The sequence below is a fragment of the Vibrio sp. Vb1554 genome (assembly GCF_033344235.1).
Genome location: NZ_JAWPOJ010000021.1, coordinates 23,070 through 44,193, shown reverse-complemented (window position 1 = coordinate 44,193; position 21,124 = coordinate 23,070). Strand labels below are relative to the sequence as shown.

Annotated in this window: 21 protein-coding genes; 20 read left to right on the top strand and 1 reads right to left on the bottom strand. The window is 47.3% G+C overall.

Translation table 11 applies throughout. The annotated features are described in order from the left end of the window. The first annotated feature begins 67 nt into the window (after positions 1 to 67). The 3 genes from R8N28_RS16955 (at position 68) to arr (ending at position 2,784) form a co-directional block, all read left to right on the top strand. A complete protein-coding gene (locus R8N28_RS16955; protein WP_077202319.1) occupies positions 68 to 898 on the top strand; it encodes a tyrosine-type recombinase/integrase in 831 nt (276 codons plus the stop codon). A gap of 3 nt (positions 899 to 901) precedes the next feature. After that, complete coding sequence (locus R8N28_RS16950) at positions 902 to 1,978, top strand: IS91 family transposase (RefSeq protein ID WP_226083515.1); 1,077 nt, start codon at positions 902 to 904, stop codon at positions 1,976 to 1,978. 374 nt (positions 1,979 to 2,352) lie between these two features. Further along, positions 2,353 to 2,784, top strand: a complete 432-nt coding sequence (gene arr / locus R8N28_RS16945) for an NAD(+)--rifampin ADP-ribosyltransferase (protein WP_077202317.1) — start codon at positions 2,353 to 2,355, stop codon at positions 2,782 to 2,784. 259 nt (positions 2,785 to 3,043) lie between these two features. On the opposite strand, the gene R8N28_RS16940 is transcribed toward arr, so the two are convergent. After that, positions 3,044 to 3,625: a hypothetical protein gene (locus tag R8N28_RS16940; RefSeq protein ID WP_226083514.1), complete on the bottom strand. Its 582-nt coding sequence runs from the start codon at positions 3,623 to 3,625 to the stop codon at positions 3,044 to 3,046. 367 nt (positions 3,626 to 3,992) lie between these two features. Between R8N28_RS16940 and R8N28_RS16935 the strand changes: the two genes are divergently transcribed. The 17 genes from R8N28_RS16935 (at position 3,993) to R8N28_RS16855 (ending at position 21,050) form a co-directional block, all read left to right on the top strand. Beyond that, positions 3,993 to 4,319 carry a plasmid-related protein gene (locus R8N28_RS16935; protein ID WP_226083513.1) on the top strand — a complete coding sequence of 109 codons (327 nt, stop codon included), beginning with the start codon at positions 3,993 to 3,995 and terminating at the stop codon, positions 4,317 to 4,319. Between the two features lie 15 nt (positions 4,320 to 4,334). Continuing rightward, positions 4,335 to 4,754 carry a single-stranded DNA-binding protein gene (locus R8N28_RS16930; protein ID WP_040132793.1) on the top strand — a complete coding sequence of 140 codons (420 nt, stop codon included), beginning with the start codon at positions 4,335 to 4,337 and terminating at the stop codon, positions 4,752 to 4,754. A 79-nt stretch (positions 4,755 to 4,833) separates the two neighbouring features. Next, positions 4,834 to 5,652, top strand: a complete 819-nt coding sequence (bet, locus tag R8N28_RS16925; RefSeq protein ID WP_000414662.1) for a phage recombination protein Bet — start codon at positions 4,834 to 4,836, stop codon at positions 5,650 to 5,652. A gap of 81 nt (positions 5,653 to 5,733) precedes the next feature. Beyond that, positions 5,734 to 5,877 carry a hypothetical protein gene (locus R8N28_RS16920; RefSeq protein WP_000167276.1) on the top strand — a complete coding sequence of 48 codons (144 nt, stop codon included), beginning with the start codon at positions 5,734 to 5,736 and terminating at the stop codon, positions 5,875 to 5,877. A gap of 60 nt (positions 5,878 to 5,937) precedes the next feature. Continuing rightward, the gene (locus R8N28_RS16915) at positions 5,938 to 6,954 is read left to right on the top strand and encodes a YqaJ viral recombinase family protein (RefSeq protein ID WP_000862954.1); all 1,017 of its coding nucleotides are present in this window, start codon (positions 5,938 to 5,940) and stop codon (positions 6,952 to 6,954) included. Between the two features lie 209 nt (positions 6,955 to 7,163). Then, positions 7,164 to 8,123, top strand: a complete 960-nt coding sequence (locus tag R8N28_RS16910; RefSeq protein WP_007104990.1) for an AAA family ATPase — start codon at positions 7,164 to 7,166, stop codon at positions 8,121 to 8,123. Beyond that, positions 8,123 to 8,890, top strand: a complete 768-nt coding sequence (locus tag R8N28_RS16905; protein ID WP_226083511.1) for a hypothetical protein — start codon at positions 8,123 to 8,125, stop codon at positions 8,888 to 8,890. The genes R8N28_RS16910 and R8N28_RS16905 overlap by 1 nt, the downstream gene beginning before the upstream one ends. A 98-nt stretch (positions 8,891 to 8,988) precedes the next feature. Then, positions 8,989 to 9,942, top strand: a complete 954-nt coding sequence (locus tag R8N28_RS16900) for a DUF3150 domain-containing protein (protein WP_000027441.1) — start codon at positions 8,989 to 8,991, stop codon at positions 9,940 to 9,942. Between the two features lie 61 nt (positions 9,943 to 10,003). Beyond that, on the top strand, positions 10,004 to 10,444 hold the full coding sequence (locus R8N28_RS16895; RefSeq protein WP_024023027.1) for a hypothetical protein: 441 nt from the start codon (positions 10,004 to 10,006) through the stop codon (positions 10,442 to 10,444). Between the two features lie 69 nt (positions 10,445 to 10,513). Next, positions 10,514 to 12,169 (top strand): VWA domain-containing protein, encoded by a 1,656-nt coding sequence (locus R8N28_RS16890; RefSeq protein ID WP_053410252.1) that lies wholly within the window; start codon positions 10,514 to 10,516, stop codon positions 12,167 to 12,169. 82 nt (positions 12,170 to 12,251) lie between these two features. After that, a complete protein-coding gene (gene radC, locus R8N28_RS16885) occupies positions 12,252 to 12,749 on the top strand; it encodes a RadC family protein (RefSeq protein WP_000797298.1) in 498 nt (165 codons plus the stop codon). After that, the gene (locus R8N28_RS16880) at positions 12,749 to 13,090 is read left to right on the top strand and encodes a hypothetical protein (RefSeq protein ID WP_024023025.1); all 342 of its coding nucleotides are present in this window, start codon (positions 12,749 to 12,751) and stop codon (positions 13,088 to 13,090) included. The genes radC and R8N28_RS16880 overlap by 1 nt, the downstream gene beginning before the upstream one ends. A 91-nt stretch (positions 13,091 to 13,181) precedes the next feature. Next, entirely contained in the window at positions 13,182 to 14,255 is a 1,074-nt protein-coding gene (locus tag R8N28_RS16875) for a primase-helicase zinc-binding domain-containing protein (protein ID WP_024023024.1), read from the top strand. A gap of 89 nt (positions 14,256 to 14,344) precedes the next feature. Next, positions 14,345 to 15,049: a hypothetical protein gene (locus R8N28_RS16870; RefSeq protein WP_024023022.1), complete on the top strand. Its 705-nt coding sequence runs from the start codon at positions 14,345 to 14,347 to the stop codon at positions 15,047 to 15,049. A gap of 92 nt (positions 15,050 to 15,141) precedes the next feature. Continuing rightward, positions 15,142 to 16,086, top strand: coding sequence for a thioredoxin family protein (locus R8N28_RS16865; protein WP_024023021.1), 945 nt, complete (start codon positions 15,142 to 15,144; stop codon positions 16,084 to 16,086). Positions 16,087 to 16,088: 2 nt separating this feature from the next. Then, positions 16,089 to 17,477, top strand: coding sequence for a conjugal transfer protein TraH (locus R8N28_RS16860; RefSeq protein ID WP_024015936.1), 1,389 nt, complete (start codon positions 16,089 to 16,091; stop codon positions 17,475 to 17,477). A 3-nt stretch (positions 17,478 to 17,480) separates the two neighbouring features. Next, complete coding sequence (locus R8N28_RS16855; RefSeq protein WP_180824616.1) at positions 17,481 to 21,050, top strand: conjugal transfer protein TraG N-terminal domain-containing protein; 3,570 nt, start codon at positions 17,481 to 17,483, stop codon at positions 21,048 to 21,050. Positions 21,051 to 21,124 lie beyond the last annotated feature (74 nt).

Genomic DNA, 21,124 nt, shown 5'->3' with positions numbered 1-21,124 from the left:
AGTCGCAAACATCCCAATCAACGACCACACTTACCTTGAGATTTAACCCATTAATCTGGAGGTAACAATGAACTCTCTCATTGAACAAGTCGCCACTGAAATTGAACTCATGGGCTATTCACAACGAACTCGCGAGACCTACTGTGGTTGCTTACAGCGCATTGAGAACTATTTCAGTAAATCCTTAGCGCAAGTCACGGATGCGGAATTGAATCACTATTTTAATGAGCCTGAGGTGCGCCGATTAACCCGAGCGAGCCAATTGGTGCAAATTAATAGTGTCCTCTTCTTATTCAAACACATACTCCACCGGCCGTTGCAATTAGCCATCACTTTACCCAAGCAACGGCATAAGCCACCCCAATATTTAAGCCGACAAGATATCCACTTACTGATTCACCATTGCCAAGATTTACGTTTAAAAACCATGATAATGCTCAGTTATGGCTGTGGATTACGCTTAAATGAATTAACCCACCTCAAAGTGGCACAGATTGATGGGCAACGTAAAACGGCCTTTATTGAACACGGCAAGGGCAACCAGTCTCGTTATGTGGTGATTCCTGAGACGGTATTGCATCAACTCCACGTGTACTGGCAAGCCTATCACCCCAAAGAGTGGCTGTTCTATTCTCGCTGGTTAGCCTCCCAACCTCTCAGTAGCTCCACCTATACGAAGGCACTGAAAAAAATCGCCGCACAGCTTGGGCTTAAGGATAAAGTGAACGCGCATCAGTTACGCCATGCCTATGCCACGCATCAATTAGAGGCAGGGATGCCGTTGCATCAATTACAGCACCAGCTTGGGCATCGCAGCATTAAAACGACCGAGTGCTATCTGCATTGGTTGCCAGAGCTTGGGCATGGGGGCGTTGATTTACTAGCCAACTTGCAGTAACGCATGCCACCGCTTCATCTGGCGGATATTCTCAGCCAAGGATTACCGCATTACCAACAACAGCACCGATTAACCCGTCAACAATATCAAGTGTGTGCACATATCTTGGCGTGTAGAACAGGACAACTCGGTTATCAACAGTGGCGTTGTGACCAGTGTGGTCATGAGGAGCAATTTAGTTGTAGTTGCAGAGACCGGCATTGTCCTCGCTGCCAAGGACAAGCCACGCAAGCTTGGATTGCCAAACAAGCGATGTCACTGCTACCTTGCCCTTACTTTCACTTAGTGTTTACCTTACCGCATGAACTTAACCTAATCGCACACTATGCACCTAACGTGCTTTATCACTGTTTATTTAAGAGCCTTTGGCAAACACTCATGACATTCGCTGCCCATCGTCATCAGGGTCAACTCGGCATGACTTGTGTGTTGCATACTTGGGGGCAAAACCTCAGCCAACATATTCATGTGCATTGTTTAATCCCCGCAGGTAGCCGCAATCGACAATCGCAGTGGCAACCTATCACTAAAGGTTATCTCTATCCTGTTAAGGCTTTATCCACTGTGTTTCGAGGTAAAATGATAGCGGCACTCAAGGCACAATCCATAGCGCTACCGTCATTACCCGCCACTTGGTGCGTGTACAGCAAAGCCTGTGTCTACCCACATCAACTCTTGCACTATCTTGCACGTTATACCCGCAAAGGTGCCTTATCTGAATCACGATTAGTGAACTATAACGCCAGTCGTGTGCGCTTTCGTTACAAGGATTATCGTGACAACAATAAAACCAAATTCATGACCTTAAGTATGGATGAGTTCATTCGGCGCTATTTACAACATGTCCTGCCTAAAGGCTTTATGCGTATTCGCCATTATGGCTTTTTAGCCAATGCTTGTCGTAACAAGCGCATCCCCCTCATTCGAGCACAGTGCCGTGATTTAACCGATAAAATCGCCATGGATAACGTGGAAACCAAACTGCATTGGGTTTGCTCGCACTGCCATCAAGGGCAATTGATATTCGTCGCTATCGTGCTCCCCTTAACGCAACAGATAAGAGGATTGGATTCAAGTTAAACAATGATGACGTCAAACCATTTACGCAAATATTAGACTGAATGCCGCCTGATAGACTGGCGCTTGCGTGTGTAAAAAATACACTTGCAATTAACCAGAAAAGTAACGTAAATTAAGACCATTAATCGACTGAACGACAGTGACAATGGAATGCAATGATGAAGATAAATCGGATAACGTCATCAATCATCCTCAGGCTTAAAAAAGCAAATTCCATTAGCATAAATGATTCCAATACAGTGATTCACAAGTCGCCGTCCGTTCAACAAATGATTTATTTACACTCATGTGTAAATAAATACTAAAACGTTAGATTTCATGTTAGCTATAATTTCGCAATATTTAGTATAAAAACCATAACTAGGAAAAAAGATATGACTGAGAATGCCCAAAAAAATGCAAAACCTTTTTCTCAAACGTTTTTTCATGGAACCAAAGCAGATCTTAAATTGGGAGATCTTATAGAAACAGGGTTTAATTCAAATTTTGGACAAAATAATAAGGCTAAGTATATATTTTTGACAGCTACACTAGATGCTGCCATTTGGGGAGCAGAGCTTGCCCTAGGTAATGGTCGCGAAAGAATTTATTTGGTTGAGCCAACAGGTCCAATTGAAAATGATCCTGACCTAACGGATAGAAAGTTCCCAGGGAATCCAACTATGTCATATCGTTCAATCCATTCATTTAAAGTTGTAGGTGAAGTATCAAGCTGGCAGGGTCATTCAATAGAGCAAGTTAAAGCAATGAAAGATGGTTTAAATAAACTACATGAACAGGGCATTAACTCTTTAAATGAAATCTAACAAGTCGGTGCACATGACTGCTAACACGTCACTCGGTTTGCTCTGCCTTCGGCAGTTTAGCAAACTCTTCGTGCCTTAGTTTGCGCAGCATGTGACCTAGGCGTTAACAACGTCCGCAAATGGCACAGAGCCGTTGGTCGGCTCTAACTCATTTCTGTCCAAAACTGTGTTTCAAAATCCACAACACTAAATTTCAATAGCCCCTTCGAGAGGGGCTGTGTGATGGGAGACTAGCTGGCTAGTTGGCGGGGGTATCTGTTTACTCTTCAGTGATATCGTCATCGGTTGAAGGCGCCGCTTGTTCAACCTCTGCTTCTTTACCCTTCGCTTGGGCTGATTTTCGAGCTCGAATTTCGATATCAATAATGCGCCTAGCCAGTTTGATAATGCGCTGTTGCCATGCGTAGTTGCCATCAACACGTTGCTTGTTGCTAAGCACGCTAGATAACCAGAGTGTGTCCATTGAGATCATCAACGCATCGAGTTTGCGAATTAAGCCGACAAACTGGCCAACCTGAGGCGAGCTTATTTTGGCGTTGAAGGTAATCGGGTCGGTGTAGTCAGGTACTTCATCGATACCGTTGGACTCCATCAATTTGTCCAAACGAGCTTGTTCGTTGTCTACCGCCTTAGCGCAATCCTCGATCAACTGGCTAATGATTTGTTCCACTTCATCAATTTCGTTCTCATCGCCAATGATGCGCAGGATGACATCGATTCCGTAAAGCGCACTGACCGTGCGCCTAAAAACACGGTCAACGACACGTTGCGCCTGTAAGCTGTTAATTGTGAATGATTGTTCAAAGATGGGTTTTGAGTAATTGGGTTTTGCTCGGGCCATAAGTTTGCTCCTGATATGACAATAATCAGTCCCTAGCCTAATCCTCTGTGCGGTAATGGCCTTTCAGCTAGGTGGAAGAATTGAGCATCTTTCTAACTATCCTGTCTGGATAAGACGGTTACACTGACTATCAAATATTGCTGATCTGTTTCAGTGATATCTGCGCCTGAGAGCATGAGCTCAAAGGAAGCCCGCCGCTGAGTTTTCTCAGTGGTACTAAGAGGTAGCTAGCCTCCTTAAACAAATAGCCTGCATGTTTTTACATGCGCAACCATGCGTTCCTTACGGTTCGCCTTTTCACCACCCAACTGGGGGAGTTCTCCCCAGTTGGGGGTGACTCCTTCACAACCAAATTAAGGAGTCACCAATGGAATATATCTTCGGATTTATTATCCAAATCGCAGGCATTATGTTGCTTGCAAAACTGAGCTGGTCGCTTTTGCGATTGGTTGCTCGTCAAAGCGTGCGCCCGTTTCGATTTGTACTTACTCAAATCAAGCGATTGCTCACACCAACACCAAAACGTCGTCCAATGGCAGTGCCTAAAGCTTCTGGTATGCCCCGTTTGACATCTGCGTTTTACAAAGAGCCACATCCGTACGACATGACTTTACTCGAAATACCAACCTATCTGCGCCGTCAGTCTTCTTTGCCCAGCCGGGTAGAAACGACTGTGTGCACAGAGTTCAACTAAGACGAGGAGAACATCATGAAAAACCAAGTAACACTCATAGGCTACGTTGGCTCTGAGCCAGAGACGCGAGCCTATCCATCAGGTGATTTGGTGACCAGCATTTCACTGGCCACTTCTGAGAAATGGCGCGACCGTCAATCCAATGAGCTCAAAGAGCATACGGAATGGCATCGGGTTGTTTTTCGAGATCGTGGTGGATTTAAGTTAGGACTAAGAGCAAAAGATTTGATCCAAAAAGGAGCGAAGCTTTTTGTTCAAGGGCCTCAGCGCACGCGCTCATGGGAGAAAGATGGGATTAAGCATCGATTGACCGAAGTGGACGCGGACGAGTTTCTGCTTCTTGATAGTGTGAACAAAGCATCCGAGCCATCACCGGCAGATGATGCGGGCTCCCAAGGTAATTGGGCACAAACATATCCTGAACCAGATTTTTAACCGAGCGAAAACGCTTTAACCCAGCCGGGAGTACTTTCCCGTCAGGGGCAGACTCCCACTTTGATTGTCGGAGTCCATAATGGAAAAACCAAAGCTAATCCAACGCTTTGCTGAGCGCTTTAGCGTCGATCCAAACAAATTGTTCGATACCCTAAAAGCAACAGCATTCAAGCAACGTGACGGTAGTGCACCGACCAATGAGCAGATGATGGCGCTTTTGGTGGTTGCAGATCAGTACGGCTTGAACCCTTTCACCAAAGAGATTTTTGCGTTCCCTGATAAACAAGCTGGGATTATTCCAGTGGTAGGTGTCGATGGATGGTCTCGCATCATTAATCAACACGACCAGTTTGATGGCATGGAGTTTAAGACTTCAGAAAACAAAGTCTCACTGGATGGCGCGAAAGAATGCCCGGAATGGATGGAATGCATTATCTATCGGCGCGACCGTTCGCACCCAGTCAAAATCACTGAGTACCTGGATGAAGTCTATCGACCGCCTTTTGAAGGTAACGGCAAAAATGGCCCTTACCGGGTAGATGGTCCATGGCAGACGCACACTAAGCGAATGCTAAGACATAAATCCATGATCCAGTGTTCCCGCATTGCGTTTGGCTTTGTGGGAATTTTCGATCAAGACGAAGCGGAGCGAATTATCGAAGGCCAAGCAACACACGTTGTTGAGCCATCGGTGATTCCACCCGAGCAAGTTGATGATCGAACCCGAGGGCTTGTTTACAAGCTTATCGAGCGGGCGGAAGCTTCAAACGCTTGGAATAGTGCATTGGAATATGCCAATGAACATTTTCAAGGTGTTGAACTGACGTTTGCGAAACAAGAAATATTTAATGCACAGCAACAAGCAGCCAAAGCGCTCACACAGCCTTTAGCTTCTTAGAGCCACGCATTCATTTTACTAACCCTGGCGGGATTATTCTCCCGTCAGGGGGAAGGTCTCGTCTTTTTTTGGAGATCTTCCATGACTAAATCAGCCTCACTTTTTCGCTTGGTATTGGTTGTTGCCCTTGTCGTAGGTTCGATTCAAGCCGGTAAAACGGCAATTGATTCGCTTCAAGCAAGTGTTGTTCAGCACCAAACAGCGTTAGCACAAGCTGCAAAGTAACCACTTAACCCTGAAGGGGAGTTCTCTCCTTCGGGGGAGTCTCCCTTCAAAGGAGGCAATATGAAGGTTATCGACCTATCACAACGTACTCCTGCATGGCACCAGTGGCGCATTGCAGGGGTTACGGCATCTGAAGCCCCAATTATTATGGGGCGTTCACCCTACAAAACACCTTGGCGATTATGGGCAGAAAAAACTGGATTCGTATTACCGGAAGACCTGTCGAATAATCCAAATGTGCTTCGCGGTATACGGTTGGAGCCTCAAGCAAGGCGAGCATTTGAAAATGCGCATAATGACTTTCTTCTGCCGTTATGTGCAGAAGCCGATCATAACGCAATCTTTCGAGCCAGCTTTGATGGCATCAACGATGCGGGCGAGCCCGTTGAACTGAAATGTCCTTGCCAGTCAGTTTTTGAGGATGTGCAAGCTCATCGAGAACAAAGCGAGGCGTACCAGTTGTATTGGGTGCAAGTACAGCATCAAATACTGGTCGCCAATAGCACGCGTGGTTGGTTGGTATTCTATTTTGAGGATCAACTGATTGAGTTTGAAATACAACGAGACGCGGCGTTCTTAACTGAATTGCAAGAAACAGCGCTTCAGTTTTGGGAGTTAGTACAGACTAAAAAAGAACCGTCAAAATGCCCTGAGCAAGATTGTTTTGTTCCCAAGGGTGAAGCTCAATACCGCTGGACATCGTTGTCTCGCCAGTATTGCTCAGCACATGCCGAAGTGGTTCGACTGGAAAATCACATTAAATCTTTGAAAGAGGAAATGCGAGACGCTCAGTCAAAATTGGTCGCCATGATGGGTAACTACGCTCATGCCGACTATGCTGGGGTCAAACTCAGCCGCTACATGATGGCGGGCACGGTGGACTATAAGCAATTGGCCACCGATAAGTTAGGCGAGCTGGATGAACAGGTTTTAGCCGCTTACCGAAAAGCGCCACAAGAGCGGTTGCGCATCAGCACCAATAAGCCAGAGCAGCCCGTTGAAACACCAATCAAAATCAGTCTTGAGCAAGAGAACTTGGTTCTGCCAGGTGACTCGCCGAGCTCATTTTACTTTTAACGTTCACTTGGAGCCGATTTCGGCTCCTTTCTCATGCACTTACATCGAGTGCATCAGAAAGCAGTTTCACTCGTAGCCAATGCTGGGTACGAATGATAGAGCGAGCTGAACTCTTACATACACAGCCATACCACAATCAACACACCACCCGACGGGGACTTCATTCCCTGTTGGGGCATGGGGCCTCGTCAAAACAGATGAGGTTTACCATGACTGAACAATCCCCATTTTTGGTTCAAGTGAATCAAGCGTTTAATGTCCCGGCTCCTGATGCTTTCGTTCTGGAAGGATTTAGTGCCGACACTACCCATCCAAACATTCCCGTTCGCAAGGACGAGTATGTTTTTAGAAAAGAAGACTTACGTGACGTATTGGCGTTCTTGTCTAACCCGGACGGTGACGGTTTGTATATTACAGGCCCCACGGGATGCGGTAAGACCTCGCTAATTTGCCAAGTAGCTTCTCGATTGAATTGGCCTGTTCAGCAAATTACTGCGCATGGTCGATTGGAGTTGTCCGATCTTATCGGTCACCACACGCTGGTTAATGGCAACATGACTTTTGTGTATGGACCGCTGGCACTGGCTGTCAAGCATGGCCATTTGCTGATCATTAATGAAATGGATCTTGCTGAGCCTGCTGAACTGGCTGGACTCAATGACATTTTGGAAGGTGCCCCGTTGGTCATCGCACAAAATGGCGGTGAGATCATCATGCCACACAACAAGTTTCGTTTTATCGCTACCGGCAACAGTGCGGGCAGCGGTGACCAAACGGGCTTGTATCAAGGCGTGCTTCAACAGAATTTGGCTTTCCTTGATCGCTTTAGAATCATTGAAGCGACCTATGCAGAACCATCTGTAGAGGAAGCCATTCTGGAGAACGTTGCGCCGGGCTTACCAGAAGTCTTTCGCCAAAAAATGGTGAAAGTAGCCGGTGACATTCGCCGTCTTTTTATTGGGGGCGCGGATGGCGGTGCAGAACTCAGTATCACCATGTCCACAAGGACCTTGGTGCGCTGGGCAAAGTTAACACTTGCTTTTAAAGGCGCTCCTAACGCAGTGGAGTATGCACTGGTTCGGTCTTTGACGGCTCGTGCTGAGTTGGAGCAACGTGAAGCCATTCACCGTATTGCCGCTGATGTCTTCGGTGACCACTGGGAGGATTGATGATGGAAAAGTGCTTTGCTCTTTACCGTTACAGTCATTCTGATGGGACAGCCAAAGAATGGGCCATTTTCGTTGGATCAGATAACCAGGAGATTGAAGTTCGGTTTGGAAAAGCAGGTCAATTGTCGCAGCAGCGATTGATTGATTCGACTGATCCTAACGCTGAAGCAGACCGACGAATCAATGAGAAAATCAACAAGGGTTATCGATTGGTTGGACAAGTCGGCATTGATCATCAAGGGCGGCCATTTGAACTCTCAAATGCGCTAGATAGCGTCGCGTGCGCCAATAACGTCAGTTGGGAGTTTCGTACTCGCAAGGACGTCAATGGCCAAATATCGCTGGCGCAAAAAGCGTTGTTCGATATGGCAAAGCTGCTTGAAGCCTATGGCTTGGCTGTTATTGATGATAACCAGGTCAGGATTGGAGAATGGTCATTAGGGTTTTGCAAAGGCGCATTACCTAGTACCAATCAAATCAGCATGGTGTCAGGTGAAGGCGCTGGCATTGTTAACACTGATGATGGCCCGTGGCCATTGTTGCTGTTACTGGCCTTTAAGCGTCAATTACCACCACTGTGTTCGCTCACAGTAGCGAGTCCTGAAGGGATAGAAGTATCTGACCAACTGAAGTTGGAAAAAGATGTATTGAGGCTGTTAGGCAGTGATTTAGAGCGGGTTCGCCCGATAGCTGAAGCACTGGATTTAATGCCTGCGAAAATCGATCTCAACCAATCGTCGCCTGATTCGCAAAATTACTATTTCTGATAGTGGTATTGCCATTAGCGCGTCAACTACTACCACCCAAGCGGGGGCCATTGCTCCTGTTGGGAGTGGTGCGTCCCTATCTCGCATGAGGATGCACTATGAGTATTCAAACCCTCGACAAACTTTTGATTTGTCACATCGACTGTTCCATCTGGAGCGGTAGAAAAAAACTAAGGCCTGAAGATTTCAGATTAGCCAATGGCAGCCAACTTCCACCGAAGGATGTTGCCAGCTTAGGGAGTAAAAAAATTTGCGACCCTGAGGCATTGGCGAACTTTGAAAGGCTTAAGAAAGAAGCGCAGCGCTTGTGTGAGCAAGTCGGTGTGCGGTTTTTAGGTGGCTATGCCGTCCCTGAAGACCGAATTGATCAGATTGTTCCAGAGCTTGACCGGATCGGTCAGGAGTTTGCGCAGTGCAAGCAGTTGTTCTTGGACAACTATGATCAGGTGACGTTTGACTGGGTTGCGAAACACCCGGAATTTGCAGATGCAATTCGGCGTGCGCTGTCACCCATCGAAGACGTGGAACAACGGCTTCAGTTCGATTATGCCATCTATCGAATGCAACCGGCTGAACAAGCTGGTGGCTTAGATGACAAGGTCAATGGCATGGGACACACCCTATTTAGGGAGGTGGCTCGTGATGCTAATGAACTGTTTGAGCGTTCCGTTGCAGGAAAGAATCAAATCAGTCAGCGTGCCCTTAATCCTCTCAAGCGATTAAGAGACAAGTTGGATGGTTTGTCATTCCTGGATCATCGAGTTCAGCCGATGGTTGAAGCGATGGACAATTTATTTGTTCGTCTGCCGAAGACCGGCCCTGTGACAGACAATCTCTATCACGAACTGATGGCGACCATTTTAATTTTGTCTGATCCAGACAAGATGAGAATGCACGGTGAAGGTCAATTGGATATCAGACAACTGATGCCCAAACCTGAACCTAAACCCGCACAGCCAGTATCTGCTCAGGCAGATAACTTACGTGCAATACCACAACCAACCGTCAGACCAAACCTTGGTTCGACTGTACCAAACTCATTTTATTTCTAACGTCCTTGAGGGCATGTTGCCCTTAAGGGCGCATGTCCTCTGAACTATGTAAGAGGAAATTATGCAATCAACCATCCATAACCCCAGCCAACTGAACCAGTTTGAACCGCATTTTCGTGGTGTGACTGATGCGGTTGAAAGTGAATCGATACCAGAAGTGGCGTGTTGTCGAACGTTAGTACAACGATCGTACTCAACACATAGTGTCGTGATCCCCAAGAACCCTGTATTGATCGCAGATGCGGACGGGCAAGGTGTTTGGGTAACGGCCATGGTGTTTGTTCCAAACATGGCATTGCAGCAAACCGCTCATGAGCGGGCCTGGCTGCAATATCAACACGAGGTGTCTACTCAGTTACAAGACCAGTATGGTCTGACATTGGATGACATCCTGAGTTTAGACCAGCTTAAAACGTCATTTGAGCAGCACGAGAGTACCGCTCAATTGGTGGCTTGGTTAGGTCAAAAATACGACCTGGTTAAGCTAAAAGCACAGGTTTAAACACTTACATTCCCAGCGGGGAAACGCTCCCGCTGAGGGAGTATTCCCCCTAATGATTAGGAGACTCCCATGAATCATCCATTAAAAAATGCACTGCCAATCGTTGCCGCCGCTTATGGCGAAAAGTTTGGTGTGAAGGTGCTTATTCAAGGACAAGATGCGTTTACCGATGGTGAGCGGATTGTGATCCCAACAGCAAACCCAGACGACCCACACTATCAACAAATAGCTTGGGGTTATCTGGCTCATGAAGCGGCGCATATTCGGCATACCAATTTTGACATGGTGAAGAAGGCGTCGTCTAAGCCGATCCGTAAGGCACTTCTCAATATTATTGAGGATGTGCGCATTGAAAACGAATTGGCAAAGGATTACCCCGGAACCCGGCGCAGTATTTCGCAAGTGATTGAGTACATGGTGGACACACAGCAAATGTGTGTACCTGAACAGCCTGAGCCTGCATCTAACTTGCAAGCCTGGTTGTTGTTTCGCTTGAGATGCCATTTTCTGGGCCAGAAAGCGCTGACGCCTTTGTATCAAGCTGTTGATGAAAGAGTGAGACAACTCTTTCCTGCCGCAGCGATGAGCCGGTTAAGCGCCATGCTGACAGCAGTGCCTAGCCTGGCATCTACAGGTGAAGTGCTGAAACTTGTCGATGCCATCGTTGCCATGTTGGAAGAAGAATCTCGTCCACCACAGGATGAGTCTGATGCTGATGGCGGTGATGACATTGGACAAGATGCGAGTAATGACAGCAATAGCAGTAGTGACAGTCAAACCCCGGAAACAAGTTCGTCTGCAACAGGGGATGCTGCTGAAACGAGTGATTCAGATAACTCTGATCAAGCTGATAATTTGCGACAAGCCTTAGAGGCCAGTGCCGCTCACTTTGAACCCGATACCTTTGCACAAGTGGCAGAAGTGTTGTCGGAACAAGCAGAAGGACATCAGGGCGTCACTCCACTCAGTTTGCCCCAAGCAGAGCAAGCTATGTTGGGTGATGAGGCTATCTTGACCTTATCGGCGTCTGAGTCGGCTCAAATTCGAGCCCGACTTAGGGGCATGGTTCAGTCCAGTCAGGACAATCGGAATCATGCCAAACGGTACGGTCTTCGAGTGGCAACTCATCGTCTTGCCGCTTCACAAGCAGGTGAGTCGAGATTGTTTATTCAAAGGCAGCCCCGCATTGCGCCTAATGCTGCTGTGCACTTGCTTGTCGATATATCGGGCTCAATGGGTAAGCCCATTGGCGAAGGTAATCGCAAGTATTTTCATGTTGCCAATGAAGCCGCTTTGGCTTTAGCCATGGCATTGGAAGGTATACCGGGTGTTGTACCTGCGGTCAGTTATTTTCCTGGTATTCATCAGGAAGTTTCTATCGCGTTATTGCCCAAGCAATCGGTTCGACATCGGGCCGCCTGTTTTGACCAAAAACCAAGAGGTTGTACGCCTATGGCACAAGCTATGTGGTTTGCGGCAAACAGTTTGTTGGCACAAAAACAGAAGCGAAAGCTAATGATAGTGCTAACGGATGGTGACCCAGATGATTGGGCTGCCACGCATGACATTGTTGACCGGTGCAGACGCAGTGGCTTTGAGCTGCTGGGGATCGGGATTCAAACACGCAGTGTTGAGAAATTCTTTCCTCGAAGCATCGTGATTAACGACGTCAAAGATCTGAAGCGTGAGTTATTCGAAGTAACACAACAACTGATAATTCAGTAACCACATCCATTTTACCACCCTGCGGGGACGATTCCGTCCCCGCCTGGGCATGGGTTCGTCTCCGTTTTTTTTGGAGACTCCTATGAAAAACAGAAAGTTCTTAGCTGGCGAAGAAGCCGGTACTTACATCGTTCCTGAGCAAGTGACTGAAGCGGATATCTTAGATATGGCGCTCAAGCTTGCCCGTGGTCGATTGAGTAAAGGTCGAAAAATTGAACAGCCATCGTCGGCGTTCTCATACCTGCAAACACTGATGCACGAGTATGAGCACGAAGTCTTTGGCGTACTGTTTCTTGATACAAAGCATCGCGTTATTCGATTTGAAGAGCTGTTCAAAGGCACTTTAGATGCAGCGAGCGTTTATCCAAGGGAAGTAACAAAACGAGCGCTAGAACTTAATGCGGCAGCAGTGATACTGGTTCATAACCATCCATCGGGTGATCCTGAACCCAGTGAAGCTGATAAACGCATCACTCATCGACTCCGTGACGCCTTGTCACTTGTTGATATTCGAACGCTTGACCATGTCGTGGTCGCATCCGAGGGCTGCGTTTCGCTTGCCGAACGCGGTTATCTTTAATGAATGGGCGCATTGCCCATTCTCCTTCATCACAAAAGCAGTCCTATCAACACACGTCATCACAGCTCGAATTTCTATTTGAGTTTGATGATGCCCCAGTCACTTGGTCTGACACGGAAATCTGGCAGTTACGCGAAGGCATTCTATTGGATGCGATCCGTGTATTGCTGGACGGTCGTGTCAGTACTCGATTGCGAAGGGATGTGTTGTCGTGGATTCAAAATGACGAATTAACGCCATTTTGCTTTCGTGTTTGCGCGATGGCTGCGGTTGTCGATCCTGATGTGCTTCGTGATTCCATCATGTGGCTATTAAGACGACATGGTATCCAGCTTGACTAACGTTCCTGCATTAACCAAACGGCTCAATGCAGGACCCAAGCTGACTTTTACCACCAGTGGTAGGAGTCGGCTTTTTACTTAAGGAGGTTATATGGCGTTACCTTTACAAATTGAAACAGTAAGGCCATATCTTAATGGCCAATGGCTTCAAGTATTAGCGGTATTGGTGCCAGAACTTGATGCCGCCATTGCTCGAAAGGGCCGTCATGTGGCTTGTCCTGTTCATGGCGGTCGTGATGGCTTTAGGCTATTCAAAGATGCTGAATATACCGGAGGTGGCGTTTGTAACACCTGCGGTATCTTTCATGATGGTTTTGAACTGTTGTCTTGGATTAATGGATGGAACTTTGCTCAGTCTATTGAAGCAATCGGCCAGGTTCTTGGTATTCAACCCGGACAAATACAAGCGCCTATTCGGCCAATACCGAGTAACGCAGTTGATTGGAAGGCTAGAAAGCAGGACGAGGACAAAGCGATTATCCATCGCTTGAATCAAACCTGGGGAGAAACGTTTTCTCTTGCAGATACTCGTGCGCAACCAGTTTGGAACTACATGCATCGTCGTGGCATTGTTACCCGGCTTCGTCCTGAATGGGATTCGGTGCTGAGGTATCATCCAAACTTGCCTTACCATGATGAAGATGGCTTGTTTATCGATAGCTACCCAGCGCTGCTAGGTAAAATCGTTACTCAGCAAGGGCGTTCGGCCACGTTTCATCGGATCTACCTAAGTGAAGATGGATTCAAAGCGCCGGTTGAAAAGCCTAAAAAGATGATGCCGATACCAAGTGACAGAACAATCACTGGTGGTGCCATTCCGATAGGTGAGCCTGGTGAGGTATTAGGTGTTTCTGAAGGCATCGAAACAGCTTTAGCGGTTACCAGAGCTACGGGACAGACATGTTGGTCGGTTGTGAATGCAACGCTACTGGCTAGGTTTGAACCACCAAGTAATGTGAAAATGCTGTACATCTGGGCAGATCACGATCTCTCTGAGACCGGCCTGAATGCAGCGAATGAACTCAAGAAAAAAGCCTGGCAAAAAGGCATTCTGACACAAGTTCTGATCCCTCCGATACCAACGTCACTTGGCGTGAAAAGTTGGGATTGGAATGATGTGCTGAATGTTTACGGAGCCATGGGCTTTCCGAAAGTTCATATCTGATCTAAGGGGCTTCGGCCCCTTTTTTTGCGCCTTGCATATTTGAAAAATCATGGAGAATGAAAAATAGATAACCAATAGGAGAAACAAACATGATGGTATTAACCCTGTTAACAAAGCAGATTGATGGTGAGTTTACGGTTTACTGGAAGACCGGCCTTCGAAGAGGTGGTGAACTAAAGGTCGATTTAGGTGAGCAATACGACAAGCTAACTGAGCAGCAAAAGCCAATTGCAGCTGAGCTCTATGCGATTCATCACCTACTGTCAGTGAAAGAGGTGATGGGGAGTAACCGAAGCGGTAATGGGCTTCAAATCCGGGTCAGTAAAGGAGCTATCAAAAAGTTACAGAAACAACGCTCAACTCAGCATTCACTTTACAGCCTGACTAGGTTTTTGCTCACTCGATACCAGGAAGCACAGATATCGGTAGAGAAACGGGAAGATTGGCTCTCATATTCCTTCGAAGAATACAGCGTCGATAATGCTACCGTGAGAGAAATCGATGAGGTCATCAACGTTCCGAACATTGGGCCTGTCGTGGTGACTCGTCATGCACTGGAAAGGTTTGTGGAACGGCTTTCAGGCGGTGTACCTAAGCATCCTTGGAAGGCTTTGTGCGCTAAATTGTGTAGCACAGAATTGGCAAAATCTTTATTGCCAGAATGTATAGCTTCAAAGAAAGCAAAAAAATATTTCGTACAGGCAGAGTTTTGGTGTCATGGGAGCTCTGGTATGCACTTTGTGATGGTGCCATCAGCCAAAGCACTTACGTTAGTAACAGTGTTTAATAGATAGTCAGAAACACACACGATTCCTTCATCTATCTGGCCAATCGCTCTTACGGGGATCTTTAGCATGTTAGCTCTGTGAAATTTCTGGAGCTGACAATGAGAACGCCTTTGTTACCTTGGTTCATCCTATGGGTGACCATCCCAATCATTATTTTCTTTCTATTCATCTTGCCCGCCTATGCTAGTGATGGGCAATTCTATCAGCGTGGTCAGGAAGGTTGGTTTTGGTATCAGGTCATTCCCGAGCCAGCCGAGTCTGAAGACCTAATGAAGCCGAAATCTGGTGTTGTGGAGCCCACTAAGGACGGGCTAAAGCCTTTCAGTGCTGCCTGGTTTCGTGAGCACATGCAGTCGTTCATGGACAAGGCAATTGATGAGCCGACGAATGAGAACGTCAGAGCCTATCTGTATCTCCAGCGCGTCATGATGGATAAGGGCTCACAGTTTGCTGATGTTAGTCAGCAGGTGGTCATGGGCGATCCTGTTTTGGATGAAATCAGTCGCAGACCCTTGGCGACCTATGCTGCCAATCGGATGGATCGAGAAGCTGGCGCTCAACGTGATGTAGCTTTAGGTGAAGTAGCGAAGCGGGCTGGTTTGTTCTTTTTCTATCGTTCGGATTGCCCTTATTGCCATGCTCAAGCGCCTATCATCGAATCTATGGCCTTGAACTATGGGTTCGAGGTGTTTGCTATTGCTGTCGATGGCTTGCCTTTACCCGGTGGAGAGTTTCCCAATTACAAAGTCGATTCAGGACAAGCACAATCCTTGTCCGTTACGACTGTCCCTGCCGTGTTCTTAGTTGACCCGCCTAACGTTATTACTCCGATTGGACAAGGCGCAATGAGCCTTGATGAGCTCAATAATCGAATCATTCTCGCAGCCCATCAAGCCGGTTGGATTGACGATCAAACTTACTATGCCACCAGACCTGTTCAACCCGGCGTGTCACTCGCGATGTCAGCCCAAGAGCTTAACGAAAAGATATTACAGGACCCTGAGTTCCTTGTTCGCTATCTGCGTGCACAAGGAGGGTTATAACAATGAAAAAAGTAATCCGAGTATCGCTAATCGCCTGTGCGATTGGTTTTTCATCTATGAGCCAAGCAAGCTTGCAACAGGAGATGAACCAGTTGTTTGGTTCAATGACCAACACCACTGCGCCTGGTGTATTCGAGAGTCAGCGGCGTGGCGTTATATCTGGAGGAAGCGTTGTTGTTCGTAACAGGATCATGAACGAGAACCTCGTCTCTATGGTGCCACCGTCATTCCAAGCCGGTTGTGGCGGCATTGATATGTTCGCGGGAAGTTTGTCATTTGTTAACGCGGATCAGTTTGTTCAATTACTTCGCTCTGTTGCTGCAAACGCCAAAGGATATGCATTCCAATTGGCGCTCAGTGCTATGTGTGAGAAATGCTCCCAGCACATGGAGACACTGCAAAAGAAAATCCAGCAGTTGAACGAATATTTTGGCAATTCCTGTCAAATGGCTCAGGGAGTCGTGAACGATACCCTAGCTGCTTTTGGTAAGAAGGGGCAAACAGAGGCCAGCATGTTGAGCTCACTTAAAGGGGCTGGAGACATTTTTACCAGTTGGAGTGAATCCAATGGTAAGAACCCATATGAGAACGCTTCGAGTGTCGCGGCATCTGATGTGAACAAAACGATTAAAGGTAATTTGGTTTGGCGAGCATTGAAACGTCACTCGGCATCAAGCTGGTTTGCATCTGGGGATGACCGTTTTCTTGAAGCGGTTATGTCCGTGACGGGCTCGATCATCGTTGGTGATTTAGCGAATGCGGCTGATGGTCAAGGTAAAGCCCCAAAACTGACCAGACTGAATGGCAATAAAGTGACTATTGAACATCTAATTCATGGCGGTAACGTCGCTATGTACCGATGTGACACAGTGACGCAAGACGGTTGTCTGAACCCAATAATCACTAACGTGACTCTTACCGGGTTATCAACTCAGGTAGAAAATTTACTTCTTGGTACAGGTTCTAGTAACGGCATTATTTTTAAGTTTGCTCGAAATACAGGGGCTGCTAGCGCCACCGAAAAGGCTTTTATGACCTCGGCTCCTGCCAGCATTGGGGGCATGATTCGAACTCTTTCTGCATTAAATGAAGGGGCCGCTAGGTCGTTTGCTTCACGAGCGGCACCATTTATTGCTGTTGAGATGGCCCGAGCATTAGTTGAAGACATGCTCAATGCAGCTAGAAGTACCTCCGGTGTGGAAGATCATGCCTATGCGAAGTTATTAACGGAAGACCTTGAACGTGCACGTCGCCAAATCAATGAGGAGTACGCCGCGTTGCAGCGAAGATACGGCTCAGAGCAAGAGTTGCTGGCACATTTTAACCAGGTGATACAGACCATTCGCAAACAGCGTTATTACACCGTTAAATCTACGGCGCTGGGGGAATAGGTCATGTGGGAAATCTATTCCATCGGGGATTCGGCTTTTTTAGAGCAGGTCCTGAACGCTGTCGCGATGATCACTGGTACAGGCGATTTTACTTCAATGGTTCGCATTGGCTTGCTCATTGGGGTATTGATGGTCTCTGTCCAGGCCTTAATGCAAGGCGGTCGTGGGATTAACTTTCAACACGTTTTAGTCTCATGGCTAGTCTTTGCAACCATGTTTGGACCCAGTACCCGAGTGAGCATTGAGGATGCGTACACCGGACAAGTTCGAGTGGTTGATAATGTGCCCATCGGTGTTGCTGCCGCAGGTAGTACGATTTCGACTGTTGGCTTTCAAATCACGCGATTGTTTGAAACCGCCTTCTCAACTCCCGCGATGACGGAATACGGCTTTGCATCCAGTTTACAGTCACTGATTAAAGTGAGAAAACAGGTGATGGATCGCTCTGGGTTGGGTGATGCAAATCGTGTCGGCGGCTCGGACATCGAGCAATCGTGGTTTAACTACATCAAAGAGTGCACCTTGATTGGTATCGACATCGGCCAAAAGAACCTCGATCAGGTGCTGAGTGATCCTAACCCGATGACAGCGATTAGGTTTGATTCGCGCATTTATGGCACTCGAATCATGCTCAGTGGTAGCAGTAGCGATCTGGACTGCACCGATGCCTATAGCCAACTGAAACTCATGACAGAATCAACCTTCATTCCAAGGCTTAAACAGGTTCTGTCAGCCTCATTGGGGACTTCGTCAGCAACGGACACTGATGACGTGATCCGAAATGCACTGAATAACCTTGGTTTGGCTTCGGTTAACACCCAAGAGTATATGACCGCGTCAGTGCTTTTGCCTATTTATGAGCAAAGCGTGACGGGCAAGTATATGGATGATCAAGCTTTCACCGCAGCCGTTATGGTTAACCAAGCGATTGAGCAGCGTAATACGCAATGGGCGGCGGAGCAGACCCTGTTCCAGAGTATCGTTCGTCCGATGATGACGTTTTTTGAGGGGTTCATTTACGCCATCACCCCATTGATGGCCTTTGTGATAGCCCTTGGCCAAATCGGGATGCGAATGGCTGGGAAGTACTTGTTAATCCTGCTTTGGATTCAACTTTGGATGCCTGTCATGGCCATCATTAACCTGTATATTCATTTAACCGTTGCAGGGAAAATGTCTGCTCTTGATGCCTTTGCAGGTACAGAAGTGCCATCTTTTGCTGGGATGATGCAGATGGATTCAGTGCTGCAAACCTGGATAGCTACTGGCGGCATGTTGGCGTCGAGTGTTCCGGCGATTTCGCTCATGCTCGTTTATGGCTCAGCAATAACCGCTACCCACTTGGCTGGGCGTCTACAAAACGGTGATGCCATTGATGAAAAGCTGGCAAGTCCAGATGTCGCGAAAAATGCCCCGGTAATGCAATCACAGTCAATGTTCCAAAATTCAGCCCTCACTGGTTCTGCTATGACCGGCGCGTCAAACCTACTAAGCAGTTTCTCTGTCGGAAACGCAGTGGGTTCAATGGTCGGCTCTGCAAAAGAATCCATGACTCAGGCAACTCAAGCCTTTAGCCGTCAGGTTGGCAATACCATGAGTCGAACCTTTGGTGAAAAGCTAAGTTACGACAACCTGTCTTCAGTTGGACGTCAGATCGGTTCTTCTAATTCCGCATCTAGCGCCGTTGTTAATCAGGTTACTGATGACCTGCAAACACGGTATGGTTTCGGAGACGATAAAAAAGACGCTGTACGTGGCTTGGTATCGGGCGTGTTATCGGGAGGCCTAAGGGTCGGTGGAGATGGAACCATTACAAATACCGGTGATAAAGAAGTAGCAGATAAAGGGTTCTTGGGAAGATTACTTGGTACAGGGGGGAATGACTCCCCACAAGGTAACTTGCCTGGAGTCGATAAGCCTGAATCCTCAAGAGTGCCAAAAATATCACGGCTACGAGCAGGCTTGGATTTAGGTGGAAACTTTAGTGGCCAAGTTGAGTCGTCAGAAGGCAGTTCTCGATCTACGACCGCAAATACGCTCACTGGGGAGATGCAAAGCTTGGCATCGAGTGATTCACGACGTGCTGAGTATCGCGATGCAATGGTTAAGGACCTTTCAGATTCAAGACGTTCTGGCGTTGAAATGTCGTTGTCTAACCAAGACTATCAGTCACTTCAGAGTTCAGCACAAGACGTTATCACGGCATCAAACCGCTTTAGTGAGCTTGATCAGGCCAGCTACAGTCTATCAGGACAAAGGAACACGGATGGTGCGACGTTAACTCGATTAGCAGCGGATAATCCTGAAGTCATGGATTATTTAGGTCGCTATATGAACCAGCATGTTGAAGCAGGTAACCGATTACGTGAAAACCTTCCAATGTATCAGCGCTTGCTACCTGATGATAATCAGGCGTATGTGGCCGCAGCTATGGAGTCTTTAACCTATAGCAACTCCTCGACGCCCGCTGAACGAGACAATGACTATCAAGCAGCAATGACTGTTATGGCCATGGCTACCGGAGCCGATTTACGATCTATTCAGCCACGCTCTAATGAAGGCTTGTCATCAACTGCACCTACTTTTGGTGGCACTCAAAGCCAAGTTGAATCCGGTGTTCTGGGAGGCTATGAGGATGCTGCAACAGTTCAAACGCAGTTCAATTCGGCTCAATCCGCTTACCAAACCAATCTTTCTGGTGTAGATGGACAGCTGAATGCGCATCAGCAACAAGCCCAGCAGGCCGTAGCTTCTGACACAAGTACCTATCAATCTGGACTCAACAGTGAAGCTGGCTCTCAGTGGCGATCTCGCATTATGGCTGATGATAGCGGAGTCTCAGGTGCTGAAATGTTCTTCAACAGCGCCAGTGCTATCGGTGATTTCAGTGGCAAGCATACTGATGCAGCTCTGCATACCCTGAATCACTTTGGCGAAGACTATGAGAGTTACAAAGAACAAGCGCTTGAAGATCCTGGCTCACGAGGTTTCTTGCACAACGCTACTGTGGCCAGCAAATCAACCTGGGATGGCTTAAAAGCCGCCGTTGATGCAGGAACCTCTTTGGAAAACCCATTGACGGCGTTTAATGATGCATACAGTGGATCGAGTTCGCAGTATGCCTCCGAAGTAAACTGGGGCACTAAGTCTGAAGCCATGTTGGCGGGGGCATTCGGTGCGGCAGTTAACAATCGATATGGTGAGTTTCTAGAGCAGTATGCTGATGATTTTAAACAGGAAGCATACAGCGAAGGGCAGAGAATGGGATTGACCCCGATTCAAAGTCAAGTTTTCGCTCAAGCTTTCAATGAAGGTTTGGCGGGGCGCGTTTTCAATTCTGAAGACTCATCGAGTTGGTCGCCTGAAATGCTTGGTCTAAGGGAGCAAATGCTAAATGAGTATCGTCAAAAGGATGAGAGTGGCGCTTACATCTCTGACAGTGTGTCTGATGAAGATAAAGCATTTGTGGATAAGCAGATTGCAGTGATCTCAAATGCATCCCTTGCGGGAGATTATGCTCAGAACAACTTGATCGATATTAGGGCATATAACCAGGCATCAGGAAATAAATAAAACAAGGAGTAGAAGCTCAAGGCTAACGAAGTTTTATGGCTTAATTACGTAGATAGGGATATATTTCTCCGTAC